The sequence below is a fragment of the Nocardioides plantarum genome (genome assembly GCF_006346395.1).
In the GTDB taxonomy this organism is placed as follows: Bacteria; Actinomycetota; Actinomycetes; order Propionibacteriales; family Nocardioidaceae; genus Nocardioides; species Nocardioides plantarum.
This window is the reverse complement of sequence record NZ_VDMS01000004.1, coordinates 12,440-28,520: the sequence shown is the minus strand read 5'-3', so window position 1 is coordinate 28,520 and position 16,081 is coordinate 12,440. Positions and strand designations below refer to the sequence as shown.

At 72.4% G+C, this 16,081-nt stretch carries 16 protein-coding genes and 1 tRNA gene; 8 read left to right on the top strand and 9 right to left on the bottom strand.

What is annotated here, in order from left to right:
* Positions 1-112 precede the first annotated feature (112 nt).
* Positions 113-718 carry a peptide deformylase gene (gene def, locus FJQ56_RS16300; protein WP_140010658.1) on the bottom strand — a complete coding sequence of 202 codons (606 nt, stop codon included), beginning with the start codon at positions 716-718 and terminating at the stop codon, positions 113-115.
* 85 nt (positions 719-803) lie between these two features.
* Here def and FJQ56_RS16295 point away from each other — a divergent pair, with 85 nt between their 5' ends.
* Together FJQ56_RS16295 and FJQ56_RS16290 are read left to right on the top strand one after the other, a co-directional pair.
* The gene (locus tag FJQ56_RS16295) at positions 804-2,171 is read left to right on the top strand and encodes an acyl-CoA dehydrogenase family protein (protein WP_140010657.1); all 1,368 of its coding nucleotides are present in this window, start codon (positions 804-806) and stop codon (positions 2,169-2,171) included.
* Positions 2,171-3,385, top strand: a complete 1,215-nt coding sequence (locus FJQ56_RS16290; RefSeq protein ID WP_140010656.1) for an acyl-CoA dehydrogenase family protein — start codon at positions 2,171-2,173, stop codon at positions 3,383-3,385. Before FJQ56_RS16295 ends, FJQ56_RS16290 begins: the two co-directional genes overlap by 1 nt.
* An 80-nt stretch (positions 3,386-3,465) precedes the next feature.
* On the opposite strand, the gene FJQ56_RS22230 is transcribed toward FJQ56_RS16290, so the two are convergent.
* A complete protein-coding gene (locus tag FJQ56_RS22230; RefSeq protein WP_170215438.1) occupies positions 3,466-4,026 on the bottom strand; it encodes a hypothetical protein in 561 nt (186 codons plus the stop codon).
* A gap of 144 nt (positions 4,027-4,170) precedes the next feature.
* Positions 4,171-4,464: a YiaA/YiaB family inner membrane protein gene (locus FJQ56_RS16280; RefSeq protein WP_140010655.1), complete on the bottom strand. Its 294-nt coding sequence runs from the start codon at positions 4,462-4,464 to the stop codon at positions 4,171-4,173.
* A 101-nt stretch (positions 4,465-4,565) separates the two neighbouring features.
* Here FJQ56_RS16280 and FJQ56_RS16275 point away from each other — a divergent pair, with 101 nt between their 5' ends.
* Both FJQ56_RS16275 and FJQ56_RS16270 read left to right on the top strand, forming a co-directional pair.
* Complete coding sequence (locus FJQ56_RS16275) at positions 4,566-5,936, top strand: DUF2252 domain-containing protein (protein WP_140010654.1); 1,371 nt, start codon at positions 4,566-4,568, stop codon at positions 5,934-5,936.
* 20 nt (positions 5,937-5,956) lie between these two features.
* Positions 5,957-7,390: a GuaB1 family IMP dehydrogenase-related protein gene (locus tag FJQ56_RS16270; protein ID WP_140010653.1), complete on the top strand. Its 1,434-nt coding sequence runs from the start codon at positions 5,957-5,959 to the stop codon at positions 7,388-7,390.
* 13 nt (positions 7,391-7,403) lie between these two features.
* Here FJQ56_RS16270 and FJQ56_RS16265 read toward each other — a convergent pair whose 3' ends face one another.
* On the bottom strand, positions 7,404-7,985 hold the full coding sequence (locus FJQ56_RS16265) for a LysR substrate-binding domain-containing protein (protein ID WP_140010652.1): 582 nt from the start codon (positions 7,983-7,985) through the stop codon (positions 7,404-7,406).
* Positions 7,986-8,026: 41 nt separating this feature from the next.
* Here FJQ56_RS16265 and FJQ56_RS16260 point away from each other — a divergent pair, with 41 nt between their 5' ends.
* Positions 8,027-9,004 carry an NAD(P)H-binding protein gene (locus FJQ56_RS16260; RefSeq protein ID WP_140010651.1) on the top strand — a complete coding sequence of 326 codons (978 nt, stop codon included), beginning with the start codon at positions 8,027-8,029 and terminating at the stop codon, positions 9,002-9,004.
* Positions 9,005-9,055: 51 nt separating this feature from the next.
* Here the strand turns inward: FJQ56_RS16260 and FJQ56_RS16255 are convergent, their stop codons facing one another.
* Positions 9,056-9,832, bottom strand: coding sequence for an isocitrate lyase/PEP mutase family protein (locus FJQ56_RS16255; protein ID WP_140010650.1), 777 nt, complete (start codon positions 9,830-9,832; stop codon positions 9,056-9,058).
* Between the two features lie 93 nt (positions 9,833-9,925).
* On the opposite strand from FJQ56_RS16255, the gene FJQ56_RS16250 reads away from it, so the two are divergent.
* On the top strand, positions 9,926-11,326 hold the full coding sequence (locus FJQ56_RS16250; protein ID WP_170215437.1) for a helix-turn-helix domain-containing protein: 1,401 nt from the start codon (positions 9,926-9,928) through the stop codon (positions 11,324-11,326).
* A 23-nt stretch (positions 11,327-11,349) separates the two neighbouring features.
* Here FJQ56_RS16250 and FJQ56_RS22960 read toward each other — a convergent pair whose 3' ends face one another.
* Positions 11,350-11,484, bottom strand: coding sequence for a hypothetical protein (locus FJQ56_RS22960; RefSeq protein ID WP_281284691.1), 135 nt, complete (start codon positions 11,482-11,484; stop codon positions 11,350-11,352).
* 430 nt (positions 11,485-11,914) lie between these two features.
* Positions 11,915-12,000, bottom strand: a tRNA-Leu gene (locus FJQ56_RS16245).
* Positions 12,001-12,078: 78 nt separating this feature from the next.
* Between FJQ56_RS16245 and FJQ56_RS16240 the strand changes: the two genes are divergently transcribed.
* Entirely contained in the window at positions 12,079-13,422 is a 1,344-nt protein-coding gene (locus tag FJQ56_RS16240; protein WP_140010648.1) for a M20/M25/M40 family metallo-hydrolase, read from the top strand.
* A gap of 15 nt (positions 13,423-13,437) precedes the next feature.
* Here FJQ56_RS16240 and FJQ56_RS16235 read toward each other — a convergent pair whose 3' ends face one another.
* Together FJQ56_RS16235 and FJQ56_RS16230 are read right to left on the bottom strand one after the other, a co-directional pair.
* On the bottom strand, positions 13,438-13,656 hold the full coding sequence (locus FJQ56_RS16235) for a DUF5703 family protein (protein WP_246084212.1): 219 nt from the start codon (positions 13,654-13,656) through the stop codon (positions 13,438-13,440).
* A complete protein-coding gene (locus FJQ56_RS16230) occupies positions 13,656-14,618 on the bottom strand; it encodes an aldo/keto reductase (RefSeq protein WP_140010647.1) in 963 nt (320 codons plus the stop codon). The genes FJQ56_RS16235 and FJQ56_RS16230 overlap by 1 nt, the downstream gene beginning before the upstream one ends.
* Before the next feature lie 93 nt (positions 14,619-14,711).
* On the opposite strand from FJQ56_RS16230, the gene FJQ56_RS16225 reads away from it, so the two are divergent.
* Positions 14,712-15,539, top strand: coding sequence for an undecaprenyl-diphosphate phosphatase (locus tag FJQ56_RS16225; RefSeq protein WP_140011062.1), 828 nt, complete (start codon positions 14,712-14,714; stop codon positions 15,537-15,539).
* Positions 15,540-16,081 lie beyond the last annotated feature (542 nt).

The following is a 16,081-nucleotide window of genomic DNA, read 5'->3' as shown; positions in this document are numbered from 1 at the left end:
GGGAATGCCTGTGAGCCGGGGACATCTGAAGTTCCCAGGCAATATCTCGCCTGCGAACTTCAGGGATCCCCGGTGGGCAGGCAACCTCTGAACCAGCCGCCGACCCCCAGCCTCAGTCGGTCGCGGGGCTCTCGCCCACGGGCCAGTCGGCCGGGAAGTCGTCGGCGACCTCGTCGTGCCTCTTCTGCAGCTTCTTGCGCGCCTTGGTCGGCACGCGGTCGCCGAAGACGGTGCCCACCGTGTGGTCGGTCTCGTGCTGCAGGCAGCGGGCCAGCAGCCCGGTGCCCTCGAAGCTGACCGGCTCGCCGTCGAGCCCGAACCCGCTGACCGAGGCCCAGTCGGGACGCGCGCAGTCGACGAACGCCCCAGGGAAGGACAGGCACCCCTCCTCGTCCTCCTCGAGGCGGCGGTCCTTGCCCTCGGGCAGCGTCAGCACGGGGTTGCACACCACGCCGACCGTGCGCACCCGGTCCTCGTCGGGGCAGTCGAAGACGAAGATCGCCACGTCCTCGCCGATCTGGCAGCCGGCGAGACCGACCCCGTCGGCGGCGTACATCGTGGCGACCATGTCGGCGGCCAGGGCCCGCAGCGCGTCGTCGTACGACGTCACCTTCGCCTGCGGGCGGTGCATCACCGGGGTGCCCCAGCGGGTGATCGGGCGGACCGTGCCGCCCGTGGGCAGGGGGCCGTGGGGCGCGAGGGGGGCGTCGTCGGACATGGCGACGATCCTAGGGAAGGACGTGTGACAGCCCGCACCCGAGGTTGGTGTAGCGCTCTGTGTAACTCACAGTTACATTCGACCCATGTCCCTCATCTCCAGCCTCAGGCCGGGCGGCCGGCACGGCGTCCCGAGCTCGGAGTCCCGTGACCCGATCGGGTTCCTCGTGGCCGGCCTCAACCGCCTGGCCCAGAGCGACCTCATCGACAAGGTCAAGCTCCGCAAGCCGGCCGAGCAGGCCGTCTTCTCCGTCACCCGCGACGGCTTCAAGGTGCTCACCACCGCGAGCCGCACCTTCGCCAAGGCGGGCAGGTCCGGCACGCCGGGCTCGCGGCCCGCCCCGGCGTCGACGCCCCGCGGCGTCTTCGACCTGACCCCGACCGAGGACGAGCAGATGCTCGTCGACGTCGTCACCCAGTACGCCGACGAGGTCGTCCGCCCGGCGGCGGCCGGGGCCGACGAGACCTGCGAGGCGCCCCAGGCGGTCCTCGAGGCCGGTCTCGGGATCGGCCTGCCGATCCTCGGCATCCCCGAGGACCTCGGCGGCATCTCCGAGGAGCGCTCGGCCATGGCCGGCACCCTCGTGGCCGAGGCGCTGGCGAAGGGCGACATGGGGCTGGCCGTCGCCAGCCTCGCGCCCGGCTCGGTCGCCACGGCGCTGGGACTCTGGGGCACCGATGCCCAGCAGCAGACCTACCTGCCCGCGTTCACCGGGGACGACGTGCCCGCAGCGGCCCTGGCGCTCACCGAGCCGACCGTTCTCTTCGACGTGCTGTCGCCGTCGACCACGGCCCGCAGGACGGCCGACGGCTACGTGCTCGACGGCGTCAAGACCCTGGTGCCCCGCGGCGCCCGGGCCGAGCTCTTCGTCCTCGGCGCCTCGCTCGACGGCAAGCCCGTCCTGTTCCTCGTCGAGTCCGGCGCCGCCGGTCTCGAGGTCGAGGGCGACCCGGCGATGGGCGTGCGCGCCGCGTCGCTGACCAAGCTGACCCTGACTGGTGTCACGGTCCCGGCCGACGCCGTCCTCGGCGAGACCGACGGCTCCACCTACACCGAGTGCGTGCGGTTGTCCCGCCTGGCGTGGTGTGCCCTGTCGATCGGCACGGCCCAGGCCGTCCTCGACTACGTGACCCCCTACGTCAAGGAGCGCCAGGCGTTCGGCGAGCCGATCGCCCACCGCCAGTCGGTGGCGTTCATGGTCGCCGACATCGCGATCGAGCTGCAGGCCATGCGCCTGCTGACCTACAAGGCCGCGGCCCGGGCGGCCGCCGGCAAGGACTTCACCCGCGAGGTCGCCCTGGCCCGCAAGGCGTGCGCCGACAAGGGCATGCGGATCGGCCTCGACGGCGTCCAGCTGCTCGGTGGTCACGGGTTCGTCAAGGAGCACCCGGTCGAGCGGTGGTACCGCGACCTGCGTGCCGTCGGAATCATGGAAGGTGCGGTGCTGGTCTGATGGCCATCAATCTCGACGACCCGAAGAAGTTCAAGCCGCTGGTGGGCCAGGCCCACCAGGTCGCGATGAACATGCTCCGCCCGATCTCCCGCAAGTACGACCGTGCCGAGCACGAGTACCCCAAGGAGCTCGACATGCTGGCCGCGATGATCGACGGCCTCTCCGAGTCCGGCGCGTCCGAGGGCGCCGGTGCGGCCGGCGTACGACGCGACGAGAAGGACGCAGACAGGACCGTCAAGAACGGTGCCAACCTCGCCTCGGTCATGTCGATCGCCGAGATGTGCTGGGGCGACGTGGGGCTGCTGCTGTCGATGCCGCGCCAGGGCCTCGGCAACTCCGCCATCGCCTCGGTCGCCAACGACGAGCAGCTCGCGCGCCTCGAGGGCGTGTGGGCCGGGATGGCGATCACCGAGCCCGGCGTGGGCTCCGACTCCGCCAACATCAGGACGACCGCGGTCCTCGACGGCGATGAGTACGTCATCAACGGCGAGAAGATCTACGTCACCTCCGGTGACCGCGCCGACCACATCGTCGTCTGGGCGACCCTCGACCGCGACCTGGGTCGTGCGGCGATCAAGTCGTTCGTCGTCGCCAAGGGCACGCCCGGCATGCGGGTCGACCGGCTCGAGCACAAGCTCGGCATCCGTGCCTCCGACACCGCGACGATCATCTTCGAGAACTGTCGCGTCCCGAAGGACAACCTCCTCGGGTCTCCCGAGGTCGACGTCAAGCAGGGCTTCGCCGGTGCGATGGCGACGTTCGACAACACGCGTCCGCTGGTCGCCGCCATGGCCGTCGGCTGCGCCCGGGCCTCGCTCGACCTGACCCGCGACCTGCTCCAGGACGCCGGCATCGAGGTCGACTACGACCGCCCGGCCGTCCTGCAGAGCGCCGCGGCGGCGAAGCTCCTGCAGATGGAGTCCGACTGGGAGGGCGCCTACCTGCTCACGCTGCAGGCGGCGTGGATGGCCGACAACCGCGAGCCCAACTCGCTCGAGGCGTCGATGGCCAAGGCCAAGGCCGGCCGCGTCGGGTCCGACATCACGCTCTCGTGCGTCGAGCTCGCCGGCTCCATCGGCTACAGCGAGACCGAGCTGCTCGAGAAGTGGGCGCGCGACTCCAAGATCCTCGACATCTTCGAGGGGACCCAGCAGATCCAGCAGCTGATCGTGGCTCGTCGGGTGCTGGGGCTGTCCAGCTCGGAGCTGCGCTGACCCCACCGCCACGACGCCGTACGACGACGGCCCCGCGCTTCTCGCGCGGGGCCGTCGGTCGTGCGGGTGGTGCCGAGGGGTCAGGACGGGCTGGGCGGCCGGTCGTCGAGCTGGCTGCCCATCGACCGGGCGATGTCGGCCGGGGTGACGTCGACCTCGTCGTCGAGCGCCTCGGCGTCGATGGCGGTCACGGGGGTCGGCTCGGGCTCGGGGGCCGGCGCAGCCGCCTTCGTGGCCGGCACAGCCTTCTTCGCCGCTCCCGCCGCCGACTTCTTGGCCGGGGCCGGGGCCACGGGGTCGGCCGCGGGCGCCTTGGTCGCCGGCTCGGCCACCGTCGCGGCGGGGGCCTTCTTCGCCGGGGCCTTCTTGGCCGGGGGCTTCCTTGCGGGGGCCCTGGGTGCGGGGGCAGCCGGGTCCGGGGTCGGACCGGCCGACGCCGGCGTGACCGGTCCCTTCGCGGCGGGCTTGGCCACCGGCTCGGCGACCGGGGTGGCCGGCGCCGCGGGCGACTTCACGTCGGTCGGCGCGGGTGCCGCCTTGGCGCCGTGCCCGGGCACCAGGCCGGCGACGGTGCCGACGGTCTTGACCGCCAGGTGCAGCGGGAGGCGGACGACGGAGCTGATCGTGTGGAGGAGAGCCATGGCCCCATCCTCCCAGCCGGGGCGCCGTCGTACGCCGCCCCGCGGGGTGGCCGGACCCCGACCGTGAGCGTGGGCACACCGACGACGACGGGCCCGCACTCGGGGCGAGTGCGGGCCCGACGGGGGAGCGGGGCGAGCGGTGGGTCAGGAGACGGCGCGGAAGGGGTCGTGCTCGGCGAGCAGGCGGTCGACCCGTGCCTGGTCGAGACGGTGGACCACCGACTGGCTCTCCTGGTTGTCGCGCACGCACTTGGCGAGCGTGAACGCCGAGGTCGTGAGGAACAGGGTGCCGAGCGCGAGGAAGGCCTTGGCCCACGGCTCGGCGTCGAGGTAGAGCACGGCCATCAGGAGCGACAGCAGGGCGACGGCGAACGAGATGCCGGCCATGGCGAAGAAAGCGGCGGTGTTCTTGGCGGGGGCGCTGGTGTTGTTCGTCATGCCGAGAACCCTCGCGTCCCCGGCGGCCGGGCCGGTCGGCCGACGTACTCGACCTCGGGTGAGTACCAGGGCCCGGTCCGGGCGTCTGACACCGTGGCGGCATGACTGCTCCAGACGACAGCCACGACGACAGCCACGACGACAGGGTCACCCCCGACCGCGCCGAGGTCATCGTGTCCGTCCTCGCCGACGCCTTCGCGCCGCTGATGGAGGCCGATCCGACCGCCTTCCGGGCCAAGTTCCGCACGATGGCCCGTGACCCGCACGCGTTCTACCGGGGGACGGCCTGCCTGTTCTTCCACGACCTGGTCGGGGAGCGCGAGGGCCGCGAGGCCGACCCGTTCGCGACCGGGGCCGCCGGCCGGATCTGGGTGCACGGCGACCTGCACGTGGAGAACTTCGGCACCTACCTCGACGCCGACGGGCGGTTGGTGTTCGACGTCAACGACTTCGACGAGGCCTACCTGGGGCGCTTCACGTGGGACCTCCAGCGGTTCGCGGCCTCGTTGGCCCTGATGGGCTGGCAGAAGGCGTTGCCCGTGGACGACGTGGCCCGGCTGACCGAGACCTACGTGCGCGCCTACCTCGACCAGGTCCGCGCCTACGTCGAGAGCCAGGACGACGACGACTTCTCGCTCGACCTCACCACCACCTCGGGCCCGATCCACGGCGCCCTGGTGACGGCCCGCCGCCGGCGTCGTGCCGACCTTCTCGACGCCAACACCGTGGAGGTCGACGGGGTGCGCCGGTTCGCCGACCACCCGTCCGTACGTCGCCTCGAGGACGACGAGCACGCCCGGGTGGTCGCGGCGTTCGAGACCTACCTCGCCACCATCCCGCCGCGCCGGCGCAGCGACCGCGACCTGTTCTACGAGGTGCGTGACGTCGTCGGGAAGTCCGGCTTCGGCATCGGCAGCGCCGGGCTCCCGGCCTACAACGTGCTGGTCGAGGGCTACAGCCAGGCCCTCGACAACGACGTGCTCCTCTCGATGAAGCAGGCCAACGTCCCGGCGGTCAGCCGGTTCGTCGACACCGGCGACGTCGAGCGCTACTTCGAGCACGAGGGGCACCGCACCGTGGTCAGCCAACGCGCGCTGCAGGTGCACACCGACCCGCTGCTCGGCTACACCGAGATCGACGGCGTGGGCTACGTGGTGGCCGAGGTCTCTCCCTACGAGGTTGACCTGGACTGGTCGGGGCTGACCGAGCCCGCCGACATCGAGGACGTCGTCGGGCTGCTGGGGCGGGCCACCGCCAAGATCCACTGCGCCTCCGACGAGGACAGCGACGAGGACCTCGTCGAGATCCAGGTGGAGGACGCGATCACCGAGGCGGTCGCCGGCCGCGAGGACGACCTCGTCGCCTGGATCACCCGGTTCGGGGCGTCGTACGCCGAGCGCGTGCGGGAGGACCACGCCTGCTTCGTGCAGGCGTTCCGGGACGGCCGGATCGGGGTCACCGCCACGGCGTAGGCCGCCGTAGACTCCGGCCAGTGGAGTTCCTCGGCGCAGCGCCCTCGCACGACCTCACCTACGACGACGTCTTCATGGTGCCGCGCAGCAGCGCGGTCGCCAGTCGCTACGACGTCGACCTCGCCACGACCGACGGCACGGGTGCCACCCTGCCCCTGGTCGTGGCCAACATGACCGCCGTCGCCGGCAAGCGGATGGCCGAGACCGTCGCCCGTCGCGGCGCGATCACGGTCATCCCGCAGGACATCCCGGCCGCGGTCGTCGCCGACGTGGTCGCGTCGGTGAAGTCGCGCCACCTCGTCTTCGACACCCCCATCACCCTGGACCCGCACCAGACCGTCGCCGAGGCCCTCTCGCTCATCCCGAAGCGCTCGCACGGGGCCGCGGTCGTGGTGGTCGACGGCCGGCCGGTCGGCATCGTGGCCGAGTCCGACTGCCGCGACGTCGACCGGTTCGCCCAGGTGTCCCACGTGATGCGCCCGCCGGCGGTCGTGGTCGCCGAGACGGCGCAGCCGCGAACCGTGTTCGAGCAGCTCGACGAGGCCCGCGTCGCCCTCGCCGTCGCGACGCACCCCGACGGGTCCCTCGCGGGGGTGCTGACCCGGACCGGAGCGCTGCGCGCCACCCTCTACACCCCAGCCACCGACGACCGCGGCGGTCTGCGGATCGCGGCGGCGGTCGGGGTCAACGGCCAGGTCGCGAGCGCCGCCGCGGCGCTCCTCGACGCCGGGGTCGACTGCCTCGTCGTCGACACCGCCCACGGCCACCAGGACCGGATGATCGAGGCGCTGCGCGCGGTGCGTGCCCTCGACCCGCAGGTGCCGGTCGTCGCCGGCAACGTCGTGTCGGCCGACGGCACCCGCGACCTCGTCGCGGCGGGCGCCGACATCGTCAAGGTCGGCGTCGGTCCCGGCGCCATGTGCACCACCCGCATGATGACCGGCGTGGGCCGCCCGCAGTTCTCCGCGGTGCTCGAGTGCGCGGCCGCCGCCCGCGAGCTGGGCGCTCACGTGTGGGCCGACGGCGGCGTGCGCCACCCCCGCGACGTCGCGCTCGCCCTGGCCGCCGGCGCGTCGTCGGTCATGGTCGGGTCCTGGTTCGCCGGCACCCACGAGTCGCCGGGCGACCTCGTGCACGACGCCGACGGCCGCGCGTTCAAGGTGTCCTTCGGCATGGCCTCGGCGCGGGCCGTCGCCTCTCGCACCGCCGGTGAGTCGGCGTACGACCGGGCTCGCAAGGGCCTCTACGAGGAGGGCATCTCCTCCTCGCGCCTCTACCTCGATCCCGCCCGGCCGGGGGTCGAGGACCTGCTCGACCAGATCTGCTCGGGTGTGCGCTCCGCGTGCACGTACGCCGGGGCCACGACCCTCGCCGAGCTGCACGAGCGCGCCGTGGTCGGCGTGCAGTCGGCGGCCGGGTTCCACGAGGGCCGTCCGCTCGCCACCAGCTGGTAGCCGGGGGTCGGCGTCAGCCGCGGGTCGAGTTGGCGCCGCGGCCCTTGACGATGCCGACGAAGTCCTGGGTGCGCTCGTCGTCGGCGTCGATGCGCCAGACCAGGCCGATGGTCGTGGGGTCCAGGTCGGTCACCGGGCGGGTCACGACGTCCTTGCGGCCGTGCAGCCGCGCGACCGACATCGGGAGGATCACGATGCCGGTGCCGGCGGCGACCGTCTCGACCGCGTCGGCGGCCGACATCGGGGGCCAGGCCAGCTGGTCGGCCTGCGGCGTCCACCCGGACACGTGGGGGAGCACCAGCTGCTCGTCGACCAGGTCGGCGAGCATCACGCCCTCGGCGTCGGCCGCGGCCACGAGGTGGTCGCGCCCGGCCACGACCACCTGCAGCTCGTCGTAGAGGCGCACGCAGTGCAGGGCATCGCGGTCGACCGGCAGCCGGACCAGCGCCATGTCGAGCTCGCCGGACCGGACGCCGTCGAGCTGCTCGTCCTCGGTCACCGGTGTCAGCGCCAGTGGCTCCCTGCGGCGCTCACGCCAGGCGCGGGCCCACTTGTCGGGGGTGGCGCCAGTCACGAACCCCACGCGCAGCGTCATGGGTGAAGTATCGCGCGACAGGTGTCACGTAGGTTCGCGGCATGCGAGTCCTGGTCACCGGAGCCTCCGGCTACGTCGGGTCGCGGCTGGTGCCGGCCCTGCTCGCGGCCGGTCACGAGGTCGCCGTGGGCGCCCGCGACGTCGAGGGGATCGACCGGTTCGCCTGGGCCGACCGGGTCGAGCGGCGCTACCTCGACGTCGAGGACACCGTGTCGGTCCACCTCGCCGTGCGCGACACCGATGCCGTCTTCTACCTCGTGCACTCGATGGGGGCGGGGGAGTTCCTCCACCGCGACCGCGACGCCGCCGAGAGCGTCGTGGCCGCCTGCGCCTACGCCGGGACCGGCCGCCTCGTCTACCTCTCCGGCCTGGTGCCCGACGTGGCGCCGGGCGACCTGTCCGACCACCTGCGCTCGCGTCTCGAGGTCGAGGAGATCCTGCGCGCCGGTCCGACGCCCGCCACCGTGCTGCGGGCCTCGATGGTGATCGGCGGCGGCTCGATGTCGTTCGAGGTGATGCGCCGGATGACCGAGCGGCTGCCGGTCCTGACGCTGCCGATCTGGATGCGTAGCCGGATCCAGCCGATCGCGGTCGAGGACGTCGTGCGTCTCCTGCTCGCCGCGCTCGACGGCGAGCCGCGCGACCGCACCTACGACGTCGGCGGCGACGAGGTGCTGACCTACTCCGAGCTGCTGGCGCGCTTCGCCGCGGTGGCGGGGCTGGAGCGCCCGCAGGTGCCGCTGCTCTTCGCACCGGTCCGGCTCGTCGGTGAGGGCGTCGCGGTGCTCACCGGCATCCCCCGCTCCACCATCGGCGCGCTGGTGCGCAGCCTCACGCACGACATGGTCTGCCGCGACGACGTCGTACGCCGCGAGCTCGCGCCCGGCACGGCCTACCTGTCGCTGGACGAGGCGCTGGCGCGATCGTTGGCGGGCGACACCGCCGCCACCAGTCCCGAGGGCGACGTGCAGGGCGAGGCCGACAGCGACCCGTCCTGGGTCGGCTCGACCCGGGCCTGACCCACTGGCCCGACTCGCAGGCCGACTCTCAGCCCGACTCGCCGGGCCGACTCAGTTGAGGGGACGCATCGAGTCGGGTACGCCGCCGCCCGCCTGCACCGCCTCGACCAGCTCGGCCAGGGCGGTGAGCGCGACCCGCTGCGACATCGGGCCGTAGGACACACGGGCGACACCGAGCTGCTCGAGCCGGGCCAGCGACGGCGTGCCGGGAACCCCGATCGTGGTGAGTCGCTGCGGTCCGAAGGCCTCGACCAGGGTCTCGACCTGCTGCTCGTCGAGCCTGCCGGGCACGAAGACGACGGGGGCGCCGGCGTCGAGGTAGGCCCGACCGCGGGTGACCGCCTCGGCCAGTGGGTCGGCGGCTCCCTTGACGAACGCGTCGGTGCGAGCGTTGAGCACGAAGTCGGGCACGCCCTCGGCGGCCGCAGCGGCCAGGACCGCCTCGACCTGCGCGGTGGCCTCGGCGAGCGGCTTGAGCTGGTCCTCGATGTTGGCGCCGACGACGCCGACGCCGATGGCCTTGCGCACCGTCTCGGCAGCATCGCCGTAGCCGCCCTCGAGGTCGGCCGACACCGGCAGGCGGGTGGCGACGACGATCCGACGCACCTCCTCGATCATCTCGTCGACGGGGATCTTCTCGCCGTCCTCGTAGCCGCGGGAGGCGGCGATCGAGTGGCTGGCCGTGGCCAGGGCCCGGGTGCCGGGCAGGTCGCTCACGACGGTCGCGCTGATCGCGTCCCAGACGTTGACGACGGCGAGCAGGGACGGGTCGCGGTGCAGGTCGAGCAGGGTGGTGGCGCGCGTGGCCGCCTCGAGGGGAGTACTCATGGACCGAGCATGGCAGGGCCCGCCAGCAGGACAGGTATGACCGATCTCAACAGAAAACTCAACATTCATGTCATATTCGGGCATAGTGTCCGGGTGGAGACAACGCGAGAGCCTGCGCAGGTCACACCCGACCTTCGCGTCCGGGCCAAGAACATCGATGCCGCCCTGGTGGGCGGCCGCATCAAGCTGGCTCGACAACGAGCCGGGCTGACCCAGGGTGAGGCGGCCGGCGACCAGATGTCGACCGCCTACATCTCCCGTATCGAGGCCGGCCAACGCCGAGCCAGTGCCGAGCTCCTGGTCGCGCTGGCCAACCGCCTGGGATGCGACCCCGAGGAGCTGCTGGCCCCCGACGAGGACGTCGCGGCCCGCGAGCACGCCGCTCGGTTGACCCTCGAGCTCGACTACGCCGAGCTCGACCTGCGCACCGGCCAGGCCGCGTCCGCCCTTGCGCGCCTCGACGCGCTCCTCGACGAGGGCGACGTCCCGGCCGAGCTGGCCGCCAAGGCCCGCTTCCTGCGCGGCCAGGCGCTGGAGTCGAACGGACAGCTGGCCGCGGCGATCAAGGTCTTCGAGGACCTGCTGATCGCCAGCACCGACGGACTGTTCCTGATCCGCACCCTGCTGGCGCTGAGCCGCTGCTACCGCGAGGAGGGAGACCTGGCCCGGGCGTGTGAGATCGGCGACCGGGCCGCCGGCCTGGTCAGCGCCTCCGACCTCGAGGGCACCGCCGAGGGCATCCAGCTCGCGGTCACGGTCGCCGCCGCCCACTTCGAGCGCGGCGACGTCAACTTCGCGCTGCGGATGTGCGAGCGGGCCGTCGCGAGCGCCGAGCTCCTGGAGTCGCCGATCGCGCGGGCGTCGGCGTACTGGAACAGCAGCATCGTGCACCAGCGTCAGGGCAACGTCGCCGACGCGCTGCCGTTGGCCCAGCGCGCCGTCGCGCTGCTCGAGCAGACCCACGACGCGCGCAGCATGGCGCGACTGCGCAGCCAGCTGGGTCTTCTCCAGCTCGCGCTGGACCCGCCCGAGGTCGAGGGTGCCTCGCTCAACTTCGACCGGGCCCGCGAGGAGATGAAGTTCAACGACGCGAGCCCCTACGACACCGGTCGCAACGAGCTCGGACGGGCGCGGTGCCGCCTGCTCGTCGGCGACGTCGAGGAGGCCGAGCGGCTGGCCGAGGACTGCTTCGAGAGCATGCGCGAGAACAACCTCATGCTCAGTGCGCAGGCCCTGACCGTGCTGGGACAGATCGCCATCGCTCGTGACGACACCGAGCGCGCGGTCGGCCACTTCCGTCGGGCCCTGGTGGTGCTCGACGGGGTCGGAGCCGACCGGGAGGCAGCGCAGCTGTGGTTCGAGCTGGCCAACCTGCTGCGCGAGCGTGGCGCGATCGAGGAGGCCATGGAGGCTTTTCGGCGCGCTGGAGCGTCCACGGGGCTCATGCCGTCGAGCATTCCGCTGACGGTACGTGCCACCCCGCGGTCAGGCTGAGGGAGAAGGGCTGCTGCTGAAGGTCAGCAGCACCACTGCGAGTTGTCGCGCGCCGCGACGGGGGCCTTGGCCTCCGAGGCGCCGGTGGTCGAGATCGCTCCGCCGACCAGCGCGGTGGCGAGGAGGGACGAGACGAGAAGGGCGCGGAACTTCGACATTGGAGATCTCCTAGGTGTGACTGACCCGTACGGCCAGACGTTTGGGTATATTCTGTCAAAGAAAATGGCAAACGTCCCGTCTACGGGCGTTTTTGAAAGCAAATTCGCGAAGTTCTTCTCCCGCCGCGCCTGAGCCGCGGCCCCACGCGCCCCTGCCGCCACACCTGCCCCGTACGCCACACCCGTCGGCCCGGCTCCCTCCTGGAGTCAGGGCGTCGCTGCGTCGTACGACGCCGCGGGAGCGCCCAGGTCGGCGCGGGAGGCGTCCTGTCCGAGGTCGCGCCCGGCCGATGCTCCGGTGCTCGTGTCGGCACTGCATCGCGCGCGTCCGGCGAGCGAGGTGGGCCGGCCATGACGGGCCCGCCCGCGGAGAGCCGCGCGGAGGCGTCGCAAATGAACAAAAGGCCCCGTGGAGCCGGGGCCTTCTGAGTGTCCGAGGGGGGACTTGAACCCCCACGCCCTAATACGGGCACTAGCACCTCAAGCTAGCGCGTCTGCCAATTCCGCCACCCGGACGAGTGCGGTCGAACGTTAGCAAAGCCCAGTCCGACCAACCGCATCGGGGGTCACCAACGCGGGTGTCAGGATGGGGACATGGAACCCGATGCCGGAGCCCCGACGCCGCCCGCCTACGACCCGGCCGCCGAGGTCGTCGAGCTGTGCCGCGACCTGATCCGGATCGACACGAGCAACTACGGCGAGCCCGACGGCCAGGGTGGGCCGGGGGAGCGCAAGGCGGCCGAGCACGTCGCTGCGCTGCTCGACGAGGTCGGCATCGCCTCGCGCCTCTACGAGACCACGCCGGGTCGCACGTCCGTGGTGGCCCAGTGGGGCGGTGAGGGCGGGCACCGCACCGACAAGCTGCTGCTGCACGGCCACCTCGACGTCGTACCCGCGGCGGCCGCCGACTGGCAGGTCGACCCGTTCAGCGGCGAGGTGCAGGACGGCTACGTGTGGGGCCGCGGCGCGGTCGACATGAAGGACTTCGACGCCATGCTGCTCTCGGTCGTGCGGGCCCGGCAGCGCGCCGGAGCGGCGCCCGAGCGGCCCGTCGTGCTGTGCTTCACCGCCGACGAGGAGGCCGGGGGCCACCACGGCGCCGAGCAGCTCGTCGAGCACCACCGCGACGAGCTGGAGGGATGCACCGAGGCCGTCGGCGAGGTCGGGGGGTTCTCGACGACCGTGCGCGGCCGCCGGGTCTACCTGATCGAGGCGGCCGAGAAGGGCATGGCCTGGATGCGGCTGACCGCGAAGGGGCGCGCCGGGCACGGCTCGATGATCAACCCCGACAACGCCGTCACCCGCCTGTCCGCCGCGGTGGCGCGGATCGGCACCCACCAGTGGCCGGTGCGCCTCACGCCGACGATGGAGGTGCTGCTGGCCGCCGTGGCCGACCTCGCCGGCACCGAGGCGACCCCGGACAACGCGCCGGCGCTGATCGAGGAGTTCGGGGGTGCCGCCCGGATGCTCGGTGCCGTCATCCGCAACACCGCCAACCCGACCCAGCTGGGGGCGGGCTACAAGGTCAACGTGGTCCCGACCGAGGCGACCGCCCACCTCGACGGGCGCTTCCTGCCCGGCTACGAGGACGAGTTCTTCGCGACGCTGCGCGAGCTGTGCGGCGAGGGGATCGAGTGGGACATGCTGTCCCACCAGCAGCCGTGGGAGACGCCGTACGACGGCGACCTCGTGGCCTCGATGACCCGCTCGATCCTGGCCGAGGACCCCGAGGGGATCGTCGCGCCCTACACGATGAGCGGCGGCACCGACGCCAAGCACTTCCGCCGGCTCGGGCTGCGGTCCTACGGCTTCGCGCCGCTGCGGCTGCCGGCCGACCTCGACTTCACCGCCCTGTTCCACGGGGTCGACGAGCGGGTACCGGTCGACGCCCTGGAGTTCGGTGCGCGGGTGTTCGACCGGTTCCTCTCCGACGTGTGAGCCGGGTGGGGGCCGTCAGGCGGTGCGGACGGCGCGGATGATCTTGCGGCGCAGGATCACCCGGCGTACGCCGTCGTTGCCGATGCGCACCCGGTCGAGCTCCCAGCCGCCCTGCTCGGCCCGCTCGACGAGCAGCTTGGTGACCACGCCGCGGGGGTACTCCGGCGAGAAGGTCACCCGGTCGAACTCCCACTCCACCCCGGCACGAGGTGCGCGGCGCTCGTGACGGGGCATCAGGCGCCGCCGCGGGCCGTCGCGGACACGTCGTCGAGCGCGGCGACCAGCTCGGCGGGCAGGACCTTGTCGTCGAGGTCGAGCGAGCCGCGCAGCTGCTGGGTGGTGCGGGCGCCCACGATGGGAGCCGTGACGCCCGGCCGGTCGCGGACCCACACCAGCGCGACCTCGAGGGGTGTCCAGCCCAGGCCGTCGGCGGCGCGGACCACCGCCTCGACCACGCGGGCGCTCGCGTCGTCGAGGTAGGCGCCGACGAAGCCGGCGAAGACCTGCGAGGCCCCGCGGGAGTCCGAGGGGGTGCCGCTGCGGTACTTGCCGGTGAGCACCCCACGGCCCAGGGGCGACCACGGCAGGACGCCGAGGCCGAGGGCGGCGCTGGCCGGCAGCACCTCGCGCTCGACGGCGCGGTTGAGCAGGGAGTACTCGACCTGCGTCGAGGCCAGGGTCGCCCGCCCCGGGACCGCGCGCTGCCAGGTGGCGGCCTGGGCGGTCTGCCAGCCGTTGTAGTTGGAGATGCCGACGTAGGACGCACGTCCTGAGGAGACGGCGATGTCGAGGGCGGTCAGCGTCTCCTCGAGGGGCGTCCGGTCGGACCAGACGTGCACCTGCCAGAGGTCGACGTGGTCGACGCCCAGGCGGCGCAGCGACGCGTCGAGGGTGGGCAGCAACGAGCCGCGCGAGGTGTCGGCGACGCGCTCGCCACTGCGCCGGGACACCCCGGCCTTGGTGGCCAGGACGATCTCGTCGCGCGACACGACGTCGCCGATCAGCGTGCCGATCAGACGCTCGGAGTCGCCGTCGGTGTAGCCGGCCGCGGTGTCGACCAACGTGCCGCCGGCCTCGGCGAACGCGATCAGCTGGTCGCGCGCCTCGTGCTCGTCGGTGTCGCGGCCCCAGGTCATCGTGCCGAGCCCCACGCGGGACACCTGGAGGCCGGTGCTGCCCAGGGAGCGCTGCTGCATGTCGAAAACCTAGACGACCGTCGGCGGTGTCGCGGTAGGGGCGCGCTGACGTGGGCACCCGGGCATGTCCTAGCGTGGCCCCTCGTGTGGGACATGCTGCAGGCGGTCGTGCTCGGAGTGATCCAGGGACTCACGGAGTTCCTGCCGATCTCGAGCAGTGCGCACCTGCGCATCTTTCCCGAGCTCTTCGGCTGGGGGGACCCCGGCGCGGCCTTCACCGCGGTGATCCAGATCGGCACGGAGCTGGCCGTGCTCATCTACTTCCGCAAGGACATTCTCCGGATCGCGTCGATGTGGCTGCGCTCGCTGGTCAAGCCCGAGCTGCGCGGCCACCTCGATGCCCGGATGGGCTGGTTCATCATCATCGGCTCGCTGCCGATCGTGGTCCTCGGCGTGCTGCTCAAGGACGTCATCGAGAAGGACTTCCGCAACCTCTGGGTGATCGCGATCCTGCTGATCGTGATGGGCCTCGTGCTCGGTGCCGCCGACAGGTTCGGGCGCTCCGACAAGGAGATCAAGCAGATGACCCTGCGCGACGCCGTCCTGATGGGCGGGGCCCAGGCCCTCGCGCTCGTGCCCGGCGTCTCCCGCTCGGGGGCCACGCTCTCCATGGGCCGCGCGCTCGGCTACGACCGCGAGGCCGCCACCCGCTACGCGTTCCTCCTCGCCATCCCGGCCGTCGTCGGAGCCGGGGCCTTCGAGCTGCGCAAGATCGGCGAGCCCGTCGCCGCGGGCGAGACCGACTACGGCTGGGGACCGACCGTCGTCGCCACCGTCGTCTCCTTCGTCGTCGGGTACGCCGCCATCGCGTGGCTCCTGCGCTACGTCTCCACCCGCTCCTACACGCCGTTCGTCCTCTACCGCGTCGTGCTCGGCACCGCCACGCTGGTGCTGCTGGGCGTGGGCGTGCTGCACGCCTGACGCGACCTCGCCCCACGGCGGTCGAGGAAGTCGCGCTAGCGACTGTCTCGAGACCACCGCAGCGTCCTGCGGTGTGCAGCCACGTCTTCTCGTCGTAGGTCTCGTGGCGTTCCGGTCGGGCGGCGGCGCGCGTAGGCCGACCGTCACGAGTGGTCTGCGGTCGCAGAACCTCCTGGTTCTACGACGAAGCTTTGTCGTAGGAGCACCAGGTTCGGCGGCCGAGGGGTGTCCGCGCTGGACGAGGGCGCGGCGGAGCCCGCCCTTGTCTGCGCCCTCAAGCATTCCGGGAGAGGCTCGCGGTCAAGGATCGCGTAGCGACCGCGCAGCGGCGGAGCGAAGCGACGTCCTTGACGGCGAGACCCGGAATGCTAGGCGCGCGGACGGCCCGACCCTGAGAGTGCCGCGCCGGGAGAGCCCCGATCCCGCGAGAGCTCGATCGGGTCGGGTGCATCGGCTGCGGGGGTCTCGAGGCTCAGGCCTGGCGGCCTTCGCACCTCGACCGACGTGCGGCCTTCGCACCTCGACCGACGTGGGGTTTCGCA

What these genes read in the sequence shown, in the direction of transcription:
- FJQ56_RS16225 (WP_140011062.1), top strand. Translation starts at nt 14,712, where the DNA reads ATGCTGCAGGCGGTCGTGCTCGGAGTGATCCAGGGACTCACGGAGTTC.
- FJQ56_RS16265 (WP_140010652.1), bottom strand. Translation starts at nt 7,985, where the DNA reads ATGACGCTGCGCGTGGGGTTCGTGACTGGCGCCACCCCCGACAAGTGG.
- FJQ56_RS16235 (WP_246084212.1), bottom strand. Translation starts at nt 13,656, where the DNA reads ATGCCCCGTCACGAGCGCCGCGCACCTCGTGCCGGGGTGGAGTGGGAG.
- FJQ56_RS16255 (WP_140010650.1), bottom strand. Translation starts at nt 9,832, where the DNA reads ATGAGTACTCCCCTCGAGGCGGCCACGCGCGCCACCACCCTGCTCGAC.
- FJQ56_RS16240 (WP_140010648.1), top strand. Translation starts at nt 12,079, where the DNA reads ATGGAACCCGATGCCGGAGCCCCGACGCCGCCCGCCTACGACCCGGCC.
- FJQ56_RS16295 (WP_140010657.1), top strand. Translation starts at nt 804, where the DNA reads ATGTCCCTCATCTCCAGCCTCAGGCCGGGCGGCCGGCACGGCGTCCCG.
- FJQ56_RS16280 (WP_140010655.1), bottom strand. Translation starts at nt 4,464, where the DNA reads ATGACGAACAACACCAGCGCCCCCGCCAAGAACACCGCCGCTTTCTTC.
- def (WP_140010658.1), bottom strand. Translation starts at nt 718, where the DNA reads ATGTCCGACGACGCCCCCCTCGCGCCCCACGGCCCCCTGCCCACGGGC.
- FJQ56_RS16275 (WP_140010654.1), top strand. Translation starts at nt 4,566, where the DNA reads ATGACTGCTCCAGACGACAGCCACGACGACAGCCACGACGACAGGGTC.
- FJQ56_RS22960 (WP_281284691.1), bottom strand. Translation starts at nt 11,484, where the DNA reads ATGTCGAAGTTCCGCGCCCTTCTCGTCTCGTCCCTCCTCGCCACCGCG.
- FJQ56_RS16260 (WP_140010651.1), top strand. Translation starts at nt 8,027, where the DNA reads ATGCGAGTCCTGGTCACCGGAGCCTCCGGCTACGTCGGGTCGCGGCTG.
- FJQ56_RS16230 (WP_140010647.1), bottom strand. Translation starts at nt 14,618, where the DNA reads ATGCAGCAGCGCTCCCTGGGCAGCACCGGCCTCCAGGTGTCCCGCGTG.
- FJQ56_RS22230 (WP_170215438.1), bottom strand. Translation starts at nt 4,026, where the DNA reads ATGGCTCTCCTCCACACGATCAGCTCCGTCGTCCGCCTCCCGCTGCAC.
- FJQ56_RS16290 (WP_140010656.1), top strand. Translation starts at nt 2,171, where the DNA reads ATGGCCATCAATCTCGACGACCCGAAGAAGTTCAAGCCGCTGGTGGGC.